Below are 17,718 nucleotides of genomic sequence, written 5' to 3' on the forward strand. Positions count from 1 at the left end.
ATATAATCATAGACGGAATTGTTCGCCTAGATAAACTTGTTTAACTTGTTCGTTATTGAGAACATCTTCAGGAGTACCCTCAGCGATCAGGTGTCCTTGGCTTACGATGTAAGCTTTTTCACACACGTCTAATGTTTCACGAACGTTGTGGTCGGTAATCAAAACGCCCAAGCCGCGATCACGCAGGTGAACAATGATTTTTTTGATATCGATTACTGAGATCGGGTCAACACCGGCGAATGGTTCATCCAATAGAATGAACTGCGGGTTTGCTGCTAGTGCACGAGCAATCTCTACACGACGACGCTCACCACCCGACAGAGCCATACCATTGCTGGTGCGGATATGTTGGATGTGGAACTCTTCTAGCAGGTCTTCCAGCTTATCTTGGCGTTGTTCGTTGGTCATTTCATCACGGGTTTGTAAAACCGCCATGATGTTGTTCTCTACGGACAACTTACGGAAAATCGATGCTTCTTGAGGCAGGTAACCGATACCAAGACGAGAGCGGCTGTGCATTGGTAAGATACTGATGTCTCGGTCATCAATGCTGATGGTACCTTCATCACGCGCCACCAAACCAACAATCATATAGAAAGATGTGGTTTTACCTGCACCGTTAGGCCCAAGCAGACCGACGATCTGGCCTGACTCTACCTGTAAGCTTACATCGGTAACAACCTTACGTTTACTGTAGGTTTTCGCTAGGTTTTTTGCTTTAAGAACAGCCATCGTTACTTATTCACTTCCGTTGGTTGTAAAACCGTTGACACTCGTTTGTTTTCACCACTGTCAGCGACTAATTTCTGAGAACCGATCTGGTAAGTGATCTTAGAACCGCGAATGATGCTGCCATCTTGAGATAACATCGCATTCTTAGTCATGATCAGTCGGTCGGCAACAAGCTGGTAGTGCAGGTCGTCAGCTTCACCGTAGAGTGTCTTACCGTCGTCAGTAAGCTGAGAGAAGGTTGCTGGCTTACCGAAGCCTTGAATTTCTTCAATCTCACCGTTTACGGCGTTACGAGTAACAATAACCTTCTCGGCATTGATATTGATGCTGCCTTGTTTAAGGTTCACATCACCAAGGAAAGTCACTTGGTTACTTTTCATATCCAATTGCTGGCTGTCTGAGTCAATGTAGACAGGTTGCTCACTATCCGAAGACAGAGCATAGACATTAGGTGCCGCAAGGGTCAAAGCGAATAAACTAAGGTGTAAGAGTTTCATATCTACCTTGAACAGAATTAAAGAGGGTTGCATTGTTGGTACCGAAGTTACCTTTCATTGCTTGTCCCTCAGTTTCAAAAAATGTACCGATCATATGGACCGGAGTCTCTGAATAAAAATCTCGGCTAGGCAGCTCAACAACCATTTTATCTGTGGTCATTGTATCGAAGCTGGCTTCTGGCAACAGGTTCTTTGCCACGACGTTGTCATAAAACGTGACAACTTGATTCTCATCCATAATCGCGCGATCAGCGGTGACTTGCCATTCAATCGTGTGCCCTTCACGGAATACCGAAAGAACTGGGTTTTGAAAGTGCGTATCGCCAACTACTGAGTAGTGTTCTAAATACGTCGATTCAACCTGATAGCTGCGAATACCGCTTTCGTCGTAGCTAATGTTGTTCAGGCTTTTGCCACTAAACGCGGGCAGCTCCAAATTTGGAGCCACTTGTATCGTTGATGTTTGCTCTTTGTCGTACAAGTAATAGGTCGACCAAGAGGCAATAAATATGAGTATTAAATAGATAATACGAGTAAAACTCATATGCTTAAACCTTTATGCACGTCGAGTTCATTTCTTGCTTGTAAAATAAGGTCACAGACTTCACGTACCGCGCCATGACCACCGTTAATGGTTGTCACGTAGTTTGCACGCTTTGCAAGTAGCGGGTGCCCATCTGCCACACAGACCTTCAAGCCAACTTTTTCCATTACAGGCCAGTCAATCAGATCGTCTCCGATGTAACCTGTATTTTCAGGGTTTACAGAAAGCTTATCGCAAATATCTTGGTATGCCTTAACTTTATCGTCTTGACCTTGATAAATCAGCTTAATGCCTAGAGCGGTCATACGATTCTCAACAATTTGAGATTTGCGACCCGTGATGATCGCGATTTCAATGCCTGCGTTCATCAGTGATTTGATACCGTAACCGTCACGAGTGTGGAAGGTTTTCAGCTCTTCACCGTTGTTGCCCATGTAGATGCGACCATCAGAGAAGACACCATCGACATCGCAAATCAGCAGTTTGATCTCTTTTGCAATTGCAAATACATCTGAATTAACAGTGCCGTATAGAGTTTCGACTGTCTGTGTCATTACATTACTCCTGCTTTCAGTAAGTCATGCATGTTTAACGCTCCGACTAATTTACCTTCTTGGCATAACATCAGGCCATTGATGCTCTTCGCTTGCATCAAGTTTAAGCCCTCAACCGCGAGCATGTTTGGCTCGGCTACCGTCGGGTTTAGCGTCATCACATCACCGATCTGCGTGTTATGGATATCAACGCGTTTGTCTAAGATACGGCGTAAATCACCATCGGTAAAAATACCGGCCATTTGGCCATCTTCACCAACGATTGCTGTCATGCCTAAGCCTTTCTGAGATATCTCTAGTAGAGCGTCTCTTACTAGTGCGTCGGGTGCTACAACAGGAAGTGAATCGCCTGTGTGCATGATGTCGTCGAGCTTCAACAGCAACTGACGACCTAAAGCGCCACCAGGATGAGACAGGGCAAAGTCTTGAGCGGTGAAGCCTCGAGCCTGCAAAAGTGCAACGGCTAATGCATCACCCATGACCAAAGTCGCCGTGGTGCTTGTTGTTGGTGCTAAGCCCAGCGGACAAGCTTCTTCCGGTACTGAAATTTGTAAATGGATATCAGACAGGGTTGCCATGTTTGATGCTGGCTTGCCTGTCATGCTGATGATCTTGATGCTCAGACGCTTTAACACAGGAAATAGGCTGAGGATTTCTCCCGATTCGCCGGAGTTGGATATTGCAATCACAATATCACCAGGTTCGATCATGCCTAAGTCGCCATGCGCCGCTTCGCCTGGGTGAACAAAGAAAGCCGATGTCCCGGTACTTGCCAATGTTGCTGCGATTTTGTTGCCAATGTGGCCTGATTTACCCATGCCCATCACAACGACTTTGCCTTTGTTGTTCAGGATAAGGTCGCAAGCTTTACAAAAATCATCATTAAAATATTGGTCTAATTGAGTGAGACCTGCAACTTCGGTTTCCAAAACTTGTTTTGCAACGCTGCGGTAATCAAATGGCTGAGACATCAAATACTCCAAGTACGGGAAGTTAAATCAACAATTAAGCCGACATGTTCATTAATAGGTAACTTTGGTAGGCCACGAACGTCACAATTAACACGCCGCCTTCAATACGATTCACACTACGAGATTTTCCTAGTGCCATCACAACAAGTAGTAGCGATACGCCTAGCATTACCCAGAAGTCACGACCCATAGCGAACTCGCTCAAGATCGAAGGGTTTAGGATGCCCGGGATACCCATAACAGCAAGGATGTTGAATACGTTTGAACCAATGATATTACCTACAGCCATATCATCTTCACCCTTCATAACGCCGGCTAGTGATGCTGCAAGTTCAGGAAGGCTAGTACCAACAGCAATGATGGTTAAACCAATGACAAGGTCGCTCATGCCGAAGAACTTCGCGATGATCACAGCGTTATCTACCAGCATATCAGCAGCTAAAGGTAGGACGATTAGACCAATCACGACCCACATTGCAGCCTTAGGGTTACTTACGCCTTCAGGGATCTCTGATTCTTGCTCATCAAGGAAAGCATCGCCGTTCTTTTTCTCGCTGCGGCTGATTTGCAACATAGCAAACAAAAACGCGGCAAAAAGAACAAACAACAACACGCCTTCATAGAAGCCTAAATGGTTATCCCACAATAGGGCGCCCGCTAGCAGAGTGACACCGATCATTAATGGTAGTTCACGACGAATCACGCCTGAGCTAATCGATAACGGCTTGATAAGGGCTGTAATACCTAAAATCAGCGCGATGTTGGCGATGTTAGAGCCCAGTACGTTGCCTACAGCTGTATCTGTTTTGCCATCAAGGGCTGCTGTCGCAGAAACCATCATTTCAGGAGCCGAAGACCCCATTGCTAAGATCGTCATACCGATAACTAGTGGTGAAATACCGAAGTTGCGAGCAAGAGCAGCGGCACCGTAAACCAGCTTATCTGCACTCCACACCAAAAAACCTAGACCGATAATAAGAAACGCAATCGCTTCAAGCATGATGATTCCTAAAAAATTAATAAAAACGGAGAATTAACCGCTAATTTTGACCTGTTGCTAGATAAAAGGGAAGTCACTCGGCAAATTAATTACCAGTTAGCAGGCAAGAAAGAGAGATCAATAGATAATTTCCTAATGCTTTCAAATCCCTGCATAGATTCCTGTTTAATATGAATTAATTGAACAGTGCTTTTAATTCTAAAGTAGACTCATTATTATTGCAGCCATAATTGGCGTTTTTTAAAGCAAGGAAACAACAAAAATATGTTGAACACTGAGCTTGTGAAAGTTAAGAACCTCAGCTTCTCACGTGGTGAGCGCGTTATCTTTGATGACATCAGTTTAGAGGTGCCTCAAGGCAAGATAACCGCAATCATGGGGCCGTCTGGGATTGGCAAAACGACTTTACTGCGTTTGATTGGTGGGCAACTGCCGCCAGATGAAGGCGAAATTTGGTTTGATGGCGACAATGTCCCTGCATTATCACGTCGAAAGCTGTATCAAGCACGTAAGAAAATGAGCATGCTATTTCAATCGGGTGCGCTTTTTACGGATCTCAATGTCTTTGATAATGTGGCGTTTCCGCTGCGAGAGCACACTGAACTTAATGAAAAATTCATTCGTACCATCGTATTACTTAAGCTTGAAGCGGTAGGATTACGTGGTGCTGCGCAATTGATGCCGAGTGAGTTGTCTGGCGGAATGGCTAGGCGTGCCGCACTGGCGCGCGCAATCGCACTGGATCCAGAACTTATCATGTACGATGAGCCGTTTGTTGGCCAAGATCCCATCACCATGGGCGTATTGGTTGAATTGATCCGAAATCTCAATCAAGCCTTGGGCTTAACCTCGATTGTTGTTTCTCACGATGTGCCAGAGGTGATGAGTATTGCTGATTGGGTTTACCTCATGGCAGATAGCAAGATTATTGCCGCTGGAACACCTGATGAGTTGTACAACAATAGCGATCCGAGAGTGCAGCAATTTTTGCAAGGCGAAGCCGATGGTCCAGTACCATTTAGATTCCCTGCGAAGAGCTTAGAAAAGGATTTGTTTTAATATGATTGTTAAAACTATTGCGGGTGTCGGTAAGCGTACACTTGCGAGCTGTGAGTCATTTGGTCGAGCAAGCCTGATGTTATTTGGGGCTTTGTTTGGCATCCCGCGACTAAAAAACTTCCCCTTATTAGTAAAACAACTTTATAGCGTTGGCGTTCAGTCATTGGCTATTATTTTAGTTTCGGGTCTGTTTATCGGCATGGTGCTCAGCCTGCAGGGCTATGTCGTGTTAATTGACTACGGCGCTGAGGGAAACCTTGGTCAAATGGTCGCGCTTTCACTGTTGCGTGAGTTGGGGCCTGTGGTGACTGCGTTATTATTTGCAGGTCGAGCCGGTTCAGCACTCACGGCAGAGATTGGGTTAATGAAGGCAACAGAGCAGATCTCAAGCCTTGAGATGATGGCCGTTGACCCTCTTAAACGCATTATTGCACCACGTCTTTGGGCCGGGCTTATCTCAATGCCATTGCTTGCTATGATTTTTATGGCGGTAGGTATTTGGGGCGGTCAACTGGTTGGTGTTGATTGGAAAGGCATTGATCACGGCAGTTTCTGGTCTGCGATGCAGTCTTCAGTAGAACTTGGCCGAGATATTGGTAACAGCATGATCAAATGTATGGTCTTCGCTATCACCGTAACTTGGATCGCACTTTTCAATGGTTATGACGCAGTACCGACTTCAGAAGGTATCAGTCAGGCAACCACACGCACTGTAGTGCACTCTTCTCTAGCGGTACTAGGGCTAGATTTTGTTCTTACCGCATTGATGTTTGGGAATTAATCATGCAACAAACTCGAAAATTAGAATTATGGGTCGGCACCTTTGTTATTGCCGGAATTTGCGCAATCTTAATCATGATCTTTCAAGTCGCTGACGTAAAAGGCATAGGTTCGAACCATACTTACAATCTAAAAGCGACCTTTGACAACATTGGCAGCCTAAAAGTTCGTTCTCCAGTGAAAGTGGGTGGCGTCGTTGTTGGACGAGTTAAAAGCATTGAGCTTGATACCGAGAGCTACCTTCCTGTCGTTGAACTGTCTATTGACGGGAAGTACTCACAATTTCCAGATACCTCTAGTGCTCAAATTTTAACATCTGGCTTAATTGGTGAGCAGTACATTAGTCTGGTTCCAGGCTTCATTTTTGATGATGAAGAGATGTTGGTCGATGGTGATTCAATTGAAGACACTAAGTCAGCATTGGTACTAGAAGATTTGATTGGCCAAGTGCTGTATAGCGTTGGTGGTTCTAATGACAGCGAAGCTAAGGAATAAGATAATGTTGAAAACTATTAGTTATTTAAAAGCTATTGGTTACTTGAAATCAATGTTTATGGCGGCAATGGCGTTGCTTATTTCTACCCAAGCCTTTGCTGCAGAATCGATTGACCGTACTCAGCCTTACCAGATGATGACTCAAGTTGCCGAAGTGGCATTTGAGCGTTTGAAGAGTGAACAAGACAACATCCACCAAGATCCAGAGTTATTGAAGGTCATCGTGGAAGAAGAGTTGATGCCTTATGTGAATGCACAATATGCAGCTCTTAAGTTACTTGGACCAAACTTGAAAGGCGCGGATAGAAAAGACGTGGGCGTGTTTATCGATTCATTCCGTAAATACCTTGTTTCTTCTTATGCCCAAGTGCTGACTCAATACACAAATCAGACGATTGAATTTGGTCCAGAACCAAAAATCAAAGCGGATAGCCGCATTACCAGTATCAAGGTCGACATCATCGATACGCCGCGACCAAACATTAAGCTTGAATTTAAGCTTCGCAAAGACAAGAAATCTGGCGAGTGGAAAGCATTTGATATGGTTGCCGAAGGTATTAGCTTGTTGTCGAGCAAGCAATCGGAGTGGAATACTAAGATTCGTCAAGAAGGCATCTTACAAGTTGCAGACGAACTAGAGAAATTAGCCGCACAACCGATTCGTTTTGAGAGTAACAAATAATGAGCCATTCTCAATGGCAAGCACTAAGCTCTAAAGAGTATCAACTGTTCGGTGATTTAGACCGAGACAGTGTCCCTGCAATCTGGCGTATATTGGAAAAGTGGCAAACGACGGAATCGAGCGTTGAAATTGACCTTAGCCATATAAATCGAGTCGATTCAGCAGGAATGGTGATGCTAATTCACTTATTAGAGCATGCAAAAAATCAAAACTGTCATATAATGCTCAGTTTCGTGCCAGAACAATTACGAACGTTGTTCCAATTGAGCAATATCCAGCCAATGATGGCAGAACACATAAAAAATTAGGCAGGAGCTATTTGTGGACAGCACAAAAGTACAAGAATTATTAGCAGAAGCACTGAACCTTCAGGAAATTTTCGTGAAAGGGGAAGGCAGTCATTACGAAGTTGTTGCGGTTGATCCATGTTTTGACGGCATGAATCGAGTTAAGAAGCAGCAACTAATCTACGGCCCACTAATGGAATACATTCAACGCAATGACATCCATGCTCTTTCTATTAAGGCTTTCACGCCGGAAGAGTGGGAACGTGATAAGAAACTGATGTCACTTTAAGGTTTATGATGGAAAAGTTTCGAGTTATTGGATCGGATAAGCCGCTAAGCGGTGAAGTGACGATCTCAGGCGCAAAAAATGCAGCGCTACCTATCTTATTTGCTTCAATTCTTGCTGAAGAGCCAGTGGAAGTAAGTAACGTTCCTCACCTACGTGACATCGATACTACGATGGAACTGCTTAAGCGTTTAGGCGCAAAAGTATCGCGTAATGGTAGTGTTCATGTTGATGGCAGCGAAATTAATGAATTTTGTGCGCCTTACGATTTAGTGAAAACAATGCGTGCTTCTATCTGGGCTTTAGGTCCTCTAGTCGCTCGTTTTGGTGAAGGCCAAGTGTCACTTCCAGGCGGTTGTGCAATTGGTGCTCGACCTGTTGATCTGCATATCCACGGCCTAGAGCAACTAGGTGCGACCATTAAGTTGGAAGATGGTTATGTGAAAGCAAGTGTTGATGGCCGTCTGAAAGGCGCGCACATCGTGATGGATAAAGTAAGTGTGGGTGCCACCATTACTATCATGTGTGCAGCAACGCTAGCGGAAGGAACAACAGTACTCGATAACTCAGCGCGTGAGCCTGAGATTGTTGATACGGCTGACTTCCTAAACAAACTGGGTGCTAAAATTTCTGGCGCAGGTACAGATACGATTACTATCGAAGGCGTTGAACGTCTTGGTGGTGGCCAACACTCTGTGGTTGCTGACCGTATTGAAACAGGTACTTTCCTGGTTGCTGCTGCTGTTTCTGGCGGTAAAGTGGTTTGTCGCAACACCAACGCTCATCTTCTTGAAGCTGCCTTAGCGAAGCTTGAAGAAGCGGGTGCGAAGGTTGAAACGGGCGAAGACTGGATCAGTCTTGATATGACGGGTCGTGAACTGAAAGCGGTGAAAATCGTAACGGCACCTCACCCTGGTTTCCCAACCGACATGCAAGCACAGTTTACTCTGCTTAACATGATGGCGAAGGGCAGTGGTGTTATCACTGAGACTATCTTTGAAAACCGTTTTATGCACATTCCTGAGTTACAGCGAATGGGTGCAAAAGCGGAAATCGAAGGTAACACGGCTATCTGTGGTGAAACGGAAAAACTGAGCGGCGCTCAAGTAATGGCAACGGACCTTCGCGCATCTGCGAGCCTTGTTATTGCTGGCTGTATTGCTCAAGGTGAAACCATCGTTGACCGTATTTATCACATCGATCGTGGCTACGATAAGATTGAAGATAAATTGTCAGCCTTAGGCGCAAACATTACACGATTTAGTGAGTCGAACTAACCTAGGTTAGTGGATTCATGAATCAGTAAGATGAAAACATAAAAGTCGGAACCTTGGTTTCGGCTTTTTTATAGTTGTATTTACCGCGAGTAAATCTATTGCTCATTTTTGCGCGAATAGATGAATCAACTTGGCGGTCGGTGAGGAACAAAATGATAGCAATATTACGTATTTTCGCAGTGGCGATATTTGCGATTCTTATGTTTGTATTTGGTTGTGGTTACTGCCTATTAAGTCCACGCAACCCGAAACACGTATTTACCTTTGGCCGTTATTTCGGTCGCATGTCGAAGATCTTCGGCATGAAGTTAGAGCTTCGCATCCCAGAAGATGCCTACTCTCGCGGCCAGCATGTTTATGTGGCGAACCACCAAAACAGCTGGGATCTATTCACGATTTCATCAGCGGTAACGCCAAAAGTGGTAACTGTTGGTAAGAAAAGCCTAGTGTGGATGCCTCTATTTGGTCAGCTTTACTGGTTGACGGGTAACATCCTAATTGACCGTGCTAACCGTAGCAAAGCGGTAGGTACGATTGATCAGGTCGTGACGAGTCTAAAAGAGAGCGATGTTTCAGTTTGGATGTTCCCTGAAGGCACTCGTTCTCGTGGCCGTGGTCTGCTGCCATTCAAAACAGGTGCATTCCATGCTGCGATTGGTGCTGGCTTGCCTATCATCCCTATCGTGTGTAGCTCAACCGGTGGCGTGAAGCTAAACCGTTGGAACAATGGTCACGTGATTGTTGAAATGCTGCCACCAATCAGCACTGAAGGCTACGACAAGTCTAATGTTCGTGAACTGGCTAACCTAGCTCGTGAGCAGATGGCTGCGAAACTTGAAGAGTTAGACAAAGAAGTGGTTGAGCTTAATAAAAAGTAATTATCTAAGCGAAACGATGAACAATAAAAAAGGTTGCCAACGGGGCAACCTTTTTTGTATCTAATAAACACTCAGCATTACGCTAAGTCGTTTATCCGAAGGTGTTTAATCTAGAGATTAAAAGCTATTTGCGAACCGCAATAGCTTCGATCTCGATACCTACATCTTTTGGTAGACGAGCTACTTCAACACATGAACGTGCAGGGTAGTTTGCAACGCCGTGCTCATCGAAGAATTTGCCGTAAACCTCGTTTACTGTGCCGAAGTCGTTTAGGTCTTTAACGAATACCGTTAGTTTTACGATGTCTTTTACAGTCAGGCCTGAAGCTTCAACAACCGCTTGAACGTTGTCTAGAGATTGGCGAGCTTGCTCTGCGATATCAGCAGATACTTCACCAGTTGCTGGGTTTACTGGGATTTGACCAGAAGTCAGTACCATGTTGCCAAGGTCAACGCCTTGTACGTATGGGCCGATTGCAGCTGGAGCAGATTCTGTGTGAAGTACTTTAGTCATTGGTTTATTCCATCAGTTATTAGATAAAAATCAATTTTCAGTGTGCCTTCAAACTTTGGATAGGTAAAGCGCAAAATACCCCGCACAGGCGAGGTATTTGATAGTTTTTACATTCGGTCTGCTTTGCCGTATGACGTTATCTTTCTGTTACGATCTCGCGAGAGAAGACTTTTTCGCAATACTTACACTTCAATCGAATATCTTCTTTCTTTTCAAAGATCTTAAAGCTACTTTCAACCGGTTCATTGTGAGTAATACAGTTGGTGTTTGGACACTCGAACACATCGTTGATTTGCTCAGGAAGTTCTAGTGGTAGTTTCTTAACCACTTCGTAATCTTCGATTTGATTCACTGTTGCGTGAGGCGCATAAAGTGCCAGCTTGCTCGCCTGTTCTTCTGTGATAAACACATTCTCAATCTTGAGCAGGTCTTTTCCGCCTAGTGCAGAAGACGGTAGATTCAGGCCAATCGTCACGCGCTGATGAGAATTGTGCATGTCGAACAGTTTTAGAACCTTGATCCCGATATTGGCTGGGATATGGTCGATAACAGTACCGTTTCTGATTGCTTCAACTTTTAATTGAGTCTCTTTAGACATTATATCTCTCCTCTACAGCGTTTCGTTAAGAACAAGGGCTAGCAATGCTTCACGGGCGTAAACACCATTCTCTGCTTGCTGGAAGTAGTAAGCGTAAGGTGTTTTATCGACATCGACAGTAATTTCATCAACGCGAGGAAGAGGGTGCAGAACCTTCAGGTTATCGCGTGCATTTTCCAGCATCGAAGCGGTCAGGATGTATGCGGATTTTATGTGCGCGTATTCTGACTCATCGAAGCGCTCTTTTTGAACTCGAGTCATGTACAAGACATCTAGTTCAGGAATCACATCTTCCATGTCCGTCAATAGTTGGTACTTGATGCCCGCTTCATCAAGCTCTTCGCAAATGTAGTCTGGCATCGCTAGTGCTTCTGGAGCCACGAAGTAGAAACAGATGTTGTCGAATTTTGCTAGTGCTTGAGTCAACGAGTGAACCGTACGGCCGTACTTAAGGTCACCAACGAATGCAACGTTTAGGTTGTCGAGGCGGCCTTGTGTCTCAGCTATAGAGAATAGGTCTAATAACGTTTGTGTTGGGTGTTGGTTTGCGCCGTCACCTGCGTTAATAACAGGAACACCGTTTGAGAACTCAGAAGCCAGACGCGCTGCGCCTTCTTGAGGGTGACGCATCACGTAAGCGTCAACGTATGAAGAGATAACCTGTACCGAGTCCGCTAGCGTTTCGCCTTTCTTTGCCAAAGAAGTGTTACCACCACTGTCGAAACCAATCACATCACCACCGATGCGTTGAATCGCAGTTTCAAAAGAGAGACGAGTTCGCGTAGAAGGTTCGAAGAAGCAGCTGGCAACAACTTTGTTCTTGATGAGTTCTGGGTTTGGCTCAGCCTTTAGCTGACCTGCCGTTTGAACAATTAATTCTAGCTCTTCACGAGAAAGCTCTGGAATTGAGATGATGTGCTTTTGATAGAGCGAATTCGCCATGATCTTCTTCCCCACAATAATGTATTGGCCATAAAAAAGCCCCCCATAATGGGAGGCTTTAAAAAAGTGCTGAAAAGCAGAATAGACGGCCTGGTAAGCATCTTAGCTTACGAGCAATATTTGGTGTTTTCACAAGTTTATTATGTGTTTTCACAATATCATTATGTTTTATCAAAACATTGCTTGGCGTCATTTTAACTACTCTCAGACAAATTGCCGAGAATTATACGCTTTCAATTTGTGAGCGCAAGCGATTACATCAAGCTTTTGTTTACTTTCATTATTGTCTATTGACCAAGCGTCGCGACCATCACCGCCTTGATGGTGTGCATGCGATTTTCAGCTTCATCAAATACAATCGAGTAGTCAGATTCAAACACTTCGTCAGTCACTTCCAAGCCGTTCATTCCATACTTGTCAGAGACTTGCTGACCAATCACAGTTTCATTGTTGTGGAAAGCGGGTAGGCAGTGCATGAACTTCACTTGAGGGTTACCAGTTAGCTTAATGACATCCATATTCACTTGGTATGGTTTCATTACCGCCACACGTTCGTCCCAAGCTTCAGGGGCTTCGCCCATCGAAACCCAAACATCGGTGTATAGGTAATCACAACCTTTCACGCCTTCAGCAACGTCTTCAGTTAACGTGATTTTTGCGCCAGTGTTTTGCGCAATGGTTTGGCACTCTTCAACAAGCTGCTCTTCTGGCCAAAAGGCTTTTGGCGCGACAAGGCGAATATCCATGCCCATCTTCGCGGCTCCGACTAACAGAGAGTTACCCATGTTATTGCGTGCATCGCCTAGATAAGCAAAGCTGATTTGGTGTAGATGCTTCCCGCGGCCATGCTCAAGCATAGTGAGGAAATCAGCCAAGATCTGAGTAGGGTGGAACTCATCGGTTAAGCCATTCCAAACCGGCACGCCCGCATAAGCGCCTAAGTCTTCAACGATACTTTGGCCAAAGCCACGATATTCAATGCCATCGTACATGCGTCCCAATACACGCGCCGTATCTTTCATTGATTCTTTTTGACCAATCTGAGAACCAGAAGGGCCAAGGTAAGAGACTTGAGCACCTTGATCAAAGGCGGCCACTTCAAACGCACATCGTGTTCGAGTTGATGCTTTCTCGAAGATCAAAGCAATGTTTTTGCCGTTGAGTTTCTTCTGCTCAGTGCCTGCATACTTAGCTTTTTTTAGGTCAGCAGACAGGTCGAGTAAAAACTGAATCTCTTTAGGAGTAAAGTCGAGAAGTTTTAGAAAGTTACGATTGCGAAGATTAAAGGCCATCTCTCGCTCCTTGCGTATATAGAATCAATGAAGAACTTAGTTAAACATAAAAATGCTATATTTGTGAATATTTATTTTATTAATTTGATAAAAAAGGCCAGTAAATGAATACTGGCCTAGATAAGATTATTGAGTCTGTTTAACTGAGCTCTTTGACTTAGATACCATCTCTTTCGATAGGGCAACTCATACAGCGCGCGCCGCCACGACCACGGCCTAGCTCGTTGCCAGGAATCGTTAGAACTTCGATACCCGCTTTGTCGTATTTCTCATTGGTGTAAACATTACGTTCATAACCAATCACGGTACCTGGTTTCACTGTCAGTACGTTGTTAGCGTCATTCCACTGTTCACGCTCAGCTTCGTAGTTATCACCGCCGGTAGTGATGATCTTCAGTTGATCAAGGCCTAGTGCGCCTTCAATCGCTGACAGGTAGTTTTCAGCTTTCTCGACACGCATTTCGCCGTTTTCTTTTGGCGTTAAGCGCCAAGTGTCGAGGTCTTTACGAACGATCTCTGGATAGACAGAGAACGTGTCGATATCCATGTGTGTCATCACCGTATCAAGGTGCATACAAGAGCGGTGTTTTGGTAGATCGATCGCAATCACTTCGCTCGCTTGGCCTGATCTAAATAGGCTAGCCGCTAGGTTTTCGACACCTTGTGGTTTCGTACGCTCTGAAATACCAACCAGTACCGCACCTTTACCGATAACCAGTACGTCACCGCCTTCAATGTTAGCGTTGTCGTAGTGAAGGTCTTCGTCACCAAAGTACTTAATGAAATCTTGGCCTGCGAACACTGGGTGCCAGCGGTAGATAGCACGCAGGTGGTTCGTTTCACGTTGACGTGCAGGCTTCATCATTGGGTTAAGCGATACACCACCGTAAACCCAGCAAGAAGTATCTCGCGTAAATAGGTGGTTAGGCAGTGGCTCGATAACGAAATCGAGTGGTCGATGCATTTTAGGCAGCATCGATGATGATTTGATAGGAAGCTCAGAGTAGGCCAAGCCACCGAGTAAGATCGTTGCTAGATGCTCATTATCCATTTGAGCAAGGTAGTTTCTTAAGTCACGGGCGAAAGTCGGCCCATAACGGAAATCTGAGATTTGAGTATTCAGCAACCACTCACGAGCCTGAGATACGGCAAGCGTTTCTACTAGCAGGTCATGCAGCAGTAGTACTTCTACGTCTTGGCTGCGCAGCGTTTCTGCAAAGGCATCATGTTCTTCACCAGCGGCTTCAACGGCAAGTACATCATCAAATAGAAGATCATGACAGTTTGAAGGGGTGAGGTGGGTGAGTGCTCTTTCAGGTCTATTTAGGAGAACTCGTCTCAATTGACCGACTTCGGAGCCAACGTACAGCTTACTCATTTTGCATCCTTACTATTAATCCAGCGTCTATTTATGACAAGCTTGTCCGTAATATGCAAGTTTTGTAGATTGAGTTAATACAAGGTATTTGGGTAATAATTGGTCATAAAACCTGTGATTTTTAAGTTTATACAGATTAAATTCCAACTAACTGGCTATCGAACGGAACAACGTTTTTGAGGATCTATGCTCAATTCGTGGCTTGTTAGAATTGAATTTTGCTTATTAATCGTGATTTTTTATTCACTATTATGCACTTTTTGATAACAAGCTGAGGATTTATGCACCCCAAAAGCGGTTTAGCGTATGCACCTAACGTGACTAATCACGCAAGTTTTATTCAATAAGCCCTAAAGTGGCCACAAAAACGAAATGCTAAAATACGGCGCAGTTAATAAAATGTTGAAAATTTGTTTCTGTGATTTTGATTTCACTTTTGAATTGATATTGGCGCTGCGATCTCGCGATAAACTTACCTTTCTAGGCCTGATCTGGGTGGCTTTTCTAGACGATCCGTGCCATATTTCGTGACAATCAAATTTGATCTTTTCATAGTCAACACTCTGGAGCAGACACATGTCTCACGAAGATGAATATCTATCAGTAGCGGAATTAATTGAATTTCAAAAGGAAGAGACTCGCGACATCATTACAGCATTAATTGAAGATGGTAGCGATCCTGAAGCTCTATACGATATCGAGCATCACCTATTTGCTGAAGATTTCGATGTGCTTGAGAAAGCGGTTGTTGAAGCATTCAAAATGGGCTTTGAAGTGCTTGAAGCTGAAGAGACAGAAGACGAAGATGGCAATAAGCTACTTTGTTGTGATGCAACGATGCAATGTACTCTGAATGCAGAAGCGATTGATGAGCAAGTTGAGAAGCTTGTAAACCTTGCAGAGAAGTTTGACATTATCTACGACGGTTGGGGCACTTACTACGAAGGTGAAGATGCTATCTACCCAGACGAAGATGATGAAGGCGAAGAGTAATTCTTTCCCAATTTTAAAAAATGCCAGCCTCGAGCTGGCATTTTTTTACCCTCAGAAAAATAAATGTCTTTATATGCATTCATTCATTATAATGCGGTCAAAATTGATCTAGCTCAAGGAATGATATGCGGTTGCTTCTCGATGGTCTTTGGCAAATTTCGCCACTGACGGATCTCTCTATCCCACAAGATGACATCACCTTTCCGGCTCCGTTAAGCTCAAAGCTCCCTGATAGCTTGAGTGAAAGTCAAATTGCAGAGCAAGAGTGGCACCTGATGCACGACATCGAAGTGGATGACGCTATGTTAGCGTGTCCATTTGTTGAGTTAGTGATGGCTGGAGTCGATTATTTTGCTGAAGTTCGACTTAATGGTGTGGCTGTTTTTGATTGTGATGGTAGCCAAGCTGAATACCGTAAAGATATCCGTCCTTATATGCAGTCCGGCCGAAACCGTTTCGAGATCCTTTTCCTTGAAGAAGAGGAGAGCCTATTGCTTGAAGAAGACATGGATGACTCTGTATCTTCACAGGCTATCGCTAAATCTGATTCACGCATCGGGATTTGGCAAGCGCCATACCTGCAGTTCGTTCGAAACGTCAAGCTAGAGCAAGTTGTCACAGAGCAGATCTGGCACCACGGTGGTGGCTGTGAGTTTAAAGTGGATGTTATCTATCAAACGCTAAAGGCGGGGTTAGTATCGGCATCCATCAAGTTTAATGGTATGACTCTCGTGATGCCGATTGATGTACGCGCTGAACATACTGGCGTCGTGTTCCAGGTCGAAGCTCCTATCATTTTTGATATTGAGAATCCTAACCCCAAGTATCTATACCCATTAGAAGTGGTACTTGATGGGCAAGAAGAGAGTTCTTTTGTTGCCTTGAACCCAACTTCTTGCGTCAGTAACTTTCTACGTTAACTCCGTATATTTTAGCGTTATCTTCTTTCGCTATAGCGGCGCATTCTGCTTATAACGACTTGGCCATGACAACCTCACAAGCGTCGTGGCCTGTTTCTCCCCAAGCTGACTCAAGATGCTCAAACCCAAGCTTCTCATAGAGTTTGACCGCAGCACCCAAGCACTTCGTCGTTTCTAAATACATGTGTTGATACCCAAGTTGCTTGGCTTGCTTTAAGCTCAAAGCGACAATTCGCTTGGCTAGGCCATGCCCTCGAGTTTGCGGTAAGAAGTACATCTTTTGTAGCTCACACACATTGGGTTTACCTGCTAGAGGGGCAAAGCCACCGCCTCCGACGATCTTTCCGTTGTGTTCGATAACCCAGTACATTGCATTCGCTTGGCTATAGACAGAGTACATATCGTCGAGTGTTGGATCGGCCACGCCATAACCTTTATCTTCTGTGAGTCCATGCTCAGCCGAAACTTGGCGAATGATTTGTGCGATGCTTGGGTTGTCTTGCGGTGTAATGGGTCTAAGGGTGAACTCAGCAATTTGTTCCATGATCTGCCTATGAAAGGGTCACTAATATGTGACCCAATATATGGTGACTAAGCATGTTGGTGCAAACAGAATTGTTGTTGTGCCATTTGGTCGCCTGATTTACGTAACCAGACTTTCTCGTGGAAGTAGTAAGCAACTGTATTTAAAGTTGGCTCAAGCAAAGCCATCACGCCGCCGATGAAGGCATCGCCAGTCAACAAGTAGACAACGGTAAAGGCAACACTAAAGTGGATGGTAGCAAAGCTTGCTGTTTTTAATTTGGTCATCCACTGGCGAGCTTTAAGAGCTGGAACTTGAGCCCACGCCTTTTCATGAAAATAGAAGGCAACAGTATTCACAGAGGGCTCAATCATAGCGATTAAGCTACCAATTAAGATGTCGCCTGTTAGTACATAAGCGACACTAAATGCGATAGTAAAATGTAATGCAGCAAAGGTTAGTGTCTTTTTCATGATAATTACTCAGTCGTTGTGTTGTTTTGATAGGTCTATTATT

General features: G+C 44.5%; 23 protein-coding genes. 10 read left to right on the plus strand and 13 right to left on the minus strand.

Annotation, left to right across the window (positions count from 1 at the left end; all coding sequences use genetic code 11):
- Window positions 1-6 precede the first annotated feature (6 nt).
- The 6 genes from lptB to LMH68_RS09905 are packed head-to-tail and all read right to left on the minus strand — an operon-like array spanning window position 7 to window position 4,298.
- On the minus strand, window positions 7-732 hold the full coding sequence (gene lptB, locus LMH68_RS09880) for an LPS export ABC transporter ATP-binding protein (protein WP_004735304.1): 726 nt from the start codon (window positions 730-732) through the stop codon (window positions 7-9).
- A 2-nt stretch (window positions 733-734) separates the two neighbouring features.
- Window positions 735-1,229 carry a lipopolysaccharide transport periplasmic protein LptA gene (gene lptA / locus LMH68_RS09885; protein WP_229647441.1) on the minus strand — a complete coding sequence of 165 codons (495 nt, stop codon included), beginning with the start codon at window positions 1,227-1,229 and terminating at the stop codon, window positions 735-737.
- Window positions 1,210-1,773 (minus strand): LPS export ABC transporter periplasmic protein LptC, encoded by a 564-nt coding sequence (lptC, locus tag LMH68_RS09890; protein ID WP_004735306.1) that lies wholly within the window; start codon window positions 1,771-1,773, stop codon window positions 1,210-1,212. Before lptC ends, lptA begins: the two co-directional genes overlap by 20 nt.
- Complete coding sequence (gene kdsC / locus LMH68_RS09895; protein WP_017058916.1) at window positions 1,770-2,327, minus strand: 3-deoxy-manno-octulosonate-8-phosphatase KdsC; 558 nt, start codon at window positions 2,325-2,327, stop codon at window positions 1,770-1,772. The genes lptC and kdsC overlap by 4 nt, the downstream gene beginning before the upstream one ends.
- Window positions 2,327-3,298 carry an arabinose-5-phosphate isomerase KdsD gene (gene kdsD / locus LMH68_RS09900; protein ID WP_017058917.1) on the minus strand — a complete coding sequence of 324 codons (972 nt, stop codon included), beginning with the start codon at window positions 3,296-3,298 and terminating at the stop codon, window positions 2,327-2,329. Before kdsD ends, kdsC begins: the two co-directional genes overlap by 1 nt.
- 34 nt (window positions 3,299-3,332) lie before the next feature.
- A complete protein-coding gene (locus tag LMH68_RS09905; protein ID WP_017063737.1) occupies window positions 3,333-4,298 on the minus strand; it encodes a calcium/sodium antiporter in 966 nt (321 codons plus the stop codon).
- A gap of 264 nt (window positions 4,299-4,562) precedes the next feature.
- Between LMH68_RS09905 and mlaF the strand changes: the two genes are divergently transcribed.
- The 8 genes from mlaF to LMH68_RS09945 all read left to right on the plus strand — a co-directional run bounded on the left by mlaF (window position 4,563) and on the right by LMH68_RS09945 (window position 10,042).
- On the plus strand, window positions 4,563-5,357 hold the full coding sequence (gene mlaF / locus LMH68_RS09910; RefSeq protein ID WP_171733232.1) for a phospholipid ABC transporter ATP-binding protein MlaF: 795 nt from the start codon (window positions 4,563-4,565) through the stop codon (window positions 5,355-5,357).
- 1 nt (window position 5,358) lies between these two features.
- Window positions 5,359-6,138 carry a lipid asymmetry maintenance ABC transporter permease subunit MlaE gene (gene mlaE / locus LMH68_RS09915; protein ID WP_017058920.1) on the plus strand — a complete coding sequence of 260 codons (780 nt, stop codon included), beginning with the start codon at window positions 5,359-5,361 and terminating at the stop codon, window positions 6,136-6,138.
- 2 nt (window positions 6,139-6,140) lie between these two features.
- Complete coding sequence (mlaD, locus tag LMH68_RS09920) at window positions 6,141-6,632, plus strand: outer membrane lipid asymmetry maintenance protein MlaD (protein ID WP_017058921.1); 492 nt, start codon at window positions 6,141-6,143, stop codon at window positions 6,630-6,632.
- Between the two features lie 52 nt (window positions 6,633-6,684).
- Window positions 6,685-7,314 carry an ABC transporter substrate-binding protein gene (locus LMH68_RS09925; RefSeq protein WP_413755720.1) on the plus strand — a complete coding sequence of 210 codons (630 nt, stop codon included), beginning with the start codon at window positions 6,685-6,687 and terminating at the stop codon, window positions 7,312-7,314.
- Window positions 7,314-7,622: a lipid asymmetry maintenance protein MlaB gene (locus LMH68_RS09930; protein ID WP_017058923.1), complete on the plus strand. Its 309-nt coding sequence runs from the start codon at window positions 7,314-7,316 to the stop codon at window positions 7,620-7,622. Before LMH68_RS09925 ends, LMH68_RS09930 begins: the two co-directional genes overlap by 1 nt.
- 13 nt (window positions 7,623-7,635) lie before the next feature.
- The gene (gene ibaG, locus LMH68_RS09935; protein WP_017058924.1) at window positions 7,636-7,890 is read left to right on the plus strand and encodes a BolA family iron metabolism protein IbaG; all 255 of its coding nucleotides are present in this window, start codon (window positions 7,636-7,638) and stop codon (window positions 7,888-7,890) included.
- A gap of 8 nt (window positions 7,891-7,898) precedes the next feature.
- Window positions 7,899-9,164, plus strand: coding sequence for a UDP-N-acetylglucosamine 1-carboxyvinyltransferase (murA, locus tag LMH68_RS09940; protein WP_017058925.1), 1,266 nt, complete (start codon window positions 7,899-7,901; stop codon window positions 9,162-9,164).
- Window positions 9,165-9,316: 152 nt separating this feature from the next.
- On the plus strand, window positions 9,317-10,042 hold the full coding sequence (locus LMH68_RS09945) for a 1-acylglycerol-3-phosphate O-acyltransferase (protein WP_017058926.1): 726 nt from the start codon (window positions 9,317-9,319) through the stop codon (window positions 10,040-10,042).
- Window positions 10,043-10,166: 124 nt separating this feature from the next.
- On the opposite strand, the gene LMH68_RS09950 is transcribed toward LMH68_RS09945, so the two are convergent.
- From LMH68_RS09950 to arcA, 5 genes are all read right to left on the minus strand, one after another.
- Complete coding sequence (locus tag LMH68_RS09950; RefSeq protein WP_004735319.1) at window positions 10,167-10,556, minus strand: RidA family protein; 390 nt, start codon at window positions 10,554-10,556, stop codon at window positions 10,167-10,169.
- Between the two features lie 136 nt (window positions 10,557-10,692).
- Window positions 10,693-11,154 carry an aspartate carbamoyltransferase regulatory subunit gene (pyrI, locus tag LMH68_RS09955; RefSeq protein WP_017058927.1) on the minus strand — a complete coding sequence of 154 codons (462 nt, stop codon included), beginning with the start codon at window positions 11,152-11,154 and terminating at the stop codon, window positions 10,693-10,695.
- Between the two features lie 12 nt (window positions 11,155-11,166).
- Window positions 11,167-12,096 (minus strand): aspartate carbamoyltransferase, encoded by a 930-nt coding sequence (gene pyrB / locus LMH68_RS09960; protein WP_012604860.1) that lies wholly within the window; start codon window positions 12,094-12,096, stop codon window positions 11,167-11,169.
- 287 nt (window positions 12,097-12,383) lie between these two features.
- Window positions 12,384-13,388: an ornithine carbamoyltransferase gene (locus LMH68_RS09965; protein WP_017063738.1), complete on the minus strand. Its 1,005-nt coding sequence runs from the start codon at window positions 13,386-13,388 to the stop codon at window positions 12,384-12,386.
- A gap of 157 nt (window positions 13,389-13,545) precedes the next feature.
- A complete protein-coding gene (gene arcA / locus LMH68_RS09970) occupies window positions 13,546-14,766 on the minus strand; it encodes an arginine deiminase (protein ID WP_017069412.1) in 1,221 nt (406 codons plus the stop codon).
- 576 nt (window positions 14,767-15,342) lie between these two features.
- On the opposite strand from arcA, the gene rraB reads away from it, so the two are divergent.
- A complete protein-coding gene (gene rraB, locus LMH68_RS09975; RefSeq protein WP_017058930.1) occupies window positions 15,343-15,759 on the plus strand; it encodes a ribonuclease E inhibitor RraB in 417 nt (138 codons plus the stop codon).
- Between the two features lie 125 nt (window positions 15,760-15,884).
- On the plus strand, window positions 15,885-16,679 hold the full coding sequence (locus tag LMH68_RS09980) for a glycosyl hydrolase 2 galactose-binding domain-containing protein (protein WP_017058931.1): 795 nt from the start codon (window positions 15,885-15,887) through the stop codon (window positions 16,677-16,679).
- Window positions 16,680-16,728: 49 nt separating this feature from the next.
- Here the strand turns inward: LMH68_RS09980 and LMH68_RS09985 are convergent, their stop codons facing one another.
- Window positions 16,729-17,223: a GNAT family N-acetyltransferase gene (locus LMH68_RS09985; RefSeq protein WP_017066666.1), complete on the minus strand. Its 495-nt coding sequence runs from the start codon at window positions 17,221-17,223 to the stop codon at window positions 16,729-16,731.
- Window positions 17,224-17,270: 47 nt separating this feature from the next.
- Window positions 17,271-17,675 carry a DUF2061 domain-containing protein gene (locus LMH68_RS09990; protein ID WP_017058933.1) on the minus strand — a complete coding sequence of 135 codons (405 nt, stop codon included), beginning with the start codon at window positions 17,673-17,675 and terminating at the stop codon, window positions 17,271-17,273.
- Window positions 17,676-17,718: the final 43 nt, after the last annotated feature.

Origin of the sequence: Vibrio sp. F13 (assembly GCF_020806305.2) — a bacterium.
Classification (GTDB): Bacteria; Pseudomonadota; Gammaproteobacteria; order Enterobacterales; family Vibrionaceae; genus Vibrio; species Vibrio crassostreae_C.

Coding starts and splice junctions, on each gene's coding strand:
- lptB (WP_004735304.1), bottom strand. CDS start 732: ATGGCTGTTCTTAAAGCAAAAAACCTAGCGAAAACCTACAGTAAACGT.
- lptA (WP_229647441.1), bottom strand. CDS start 1,229: ATGAAACTCTTACACCTTAGTTTATTCGCTTTGACCCTTGCGGCACCT.
- lptC (WP_004735306.1), bottom strand. CDS start 1,773: ATGAGTTTTACTCGTATTATCTATTTAATACTCATATTTATTGCCTCT.
- kdsC (WP_017058916.1), bottom strand. CDS start 2,327: ATGACACAGACAGTCGAAACTCTATACGGCACTGTTAATTCAGATGTA.
- kdsD (WP_017058917.1), bottom strand. CDS start 3,298: ATGTCTCAGCCATTTGATTACCGCAGCGTTGCAAAACAAGTTTTGGAA.
- LMH68_RS09905 (WP_017063737.1), bottom strand. CDS start 4,298: ATGCTTGAAGCGATTGCGTTTCTTATTATCGGTCTAGGTTTTTTGGTG.
- mlaF (WP_171733232.1), top strand. CDS start 4,563: ATGTTGAACACTGAGCTTGTGAAAGTTAAGAACCTCAGCTTCTCACGT.
- mlaE (WP_017058920.1), top strand. CDS start 5,359: ATGATTGTTAAAACTATTGCGGGTGTCGGTAAGCGTACACTTGCGAGC.
- mlaD (WP_017058921.1), top strand. CDS start 6,141: ATGCAACAAACTCGAAAATTAGAATTATGGGTCGGCACCTTTGTTATT.
- LMH68_RS09925 (WP_413755720.1), top strand. CDS start 6,685: ATGTTTATGGCGGCAATGGCGTTGCTTATTTCTACCCAAGCCTTTGCT.
- LMH68_RS09930 (WP_017058923.1), top strand. CDS start 7,314: ATGAGCCATTCTCAATGGCAAGCACTAAGCTCTAAAGAGTATCAACTG.
- murA (WP_017058925.1), top strand. CDS start 7,899: ATGGAAAAGTTTCGAGTTATTGGATCGGATAAGCCGCTAAGCGGTGAA.
- LMH68_RS09945 (WP_017058926.1), top strand. CDS start 9,317: ATGATAGCAATATTACGTATTTTCGCAGTGGCGATATTTGCGATTCTT.
- LMH68_RS09950 (WP_004735319.1), bottom strand. CDS start 10,556: ATGACTAAAGTACTTCACACAGAATCTGCTCCAGCTGCAATCGGCCCA.
- pyrI (WP_017058927.1), bottom strand. CDS start 11,154: ATGTCTAAAGAGACTCAATTAAAAGTTGAAGCAATCAGAAACGGTACT.
- pyrB (WP_012604860.1), bottom strand. CDS start 12,096: ATGGCGAATTCGCTCTATCAAAAGCACATCATCTCAATTCCAGAGCTT.
- LMH68_RS09965 (WP_017063738.1), bottom strand. CDS start 13,388: ATGGCCTTTAATCTTCGCAATCGTAACTTTCTAAAACTTCTCGACTTT.
- arcA (WP_017069412.1), bottom strand. CDS start 14,766: ATGAGTAAGCTGTACGTTGGCTCCGAAGTCGGTCAATTGAGACGAGTT.
- rraB (WP_017058930.1), top strand. CDS start 15,343: ATGTCTCACGAAGATGAATATCTATCAGTAGCGGAATTAATTGAATTT.
- LMH68_RS09980 (WP_017058931.1), top strand. CDS start 15,885: ATGCGGTTGCTTCTCGATGGTCTTTGGCAAATTTCGCCACTGACGGAT.
- LMH68_RS09985 (WP_017066666.1), bottom strand. CDS start 17,223: ATGGAACAAATTGCTGAGTTCACCCTTAGACCCATTACACCGCAAGAC.
- LMH68_RS09990 (WP_017058933.1), bottom strand. CDS start 17,675: ATGAAAAAGACACTAACCTTTGCTGCATTACATTTTACTATCGCATTT.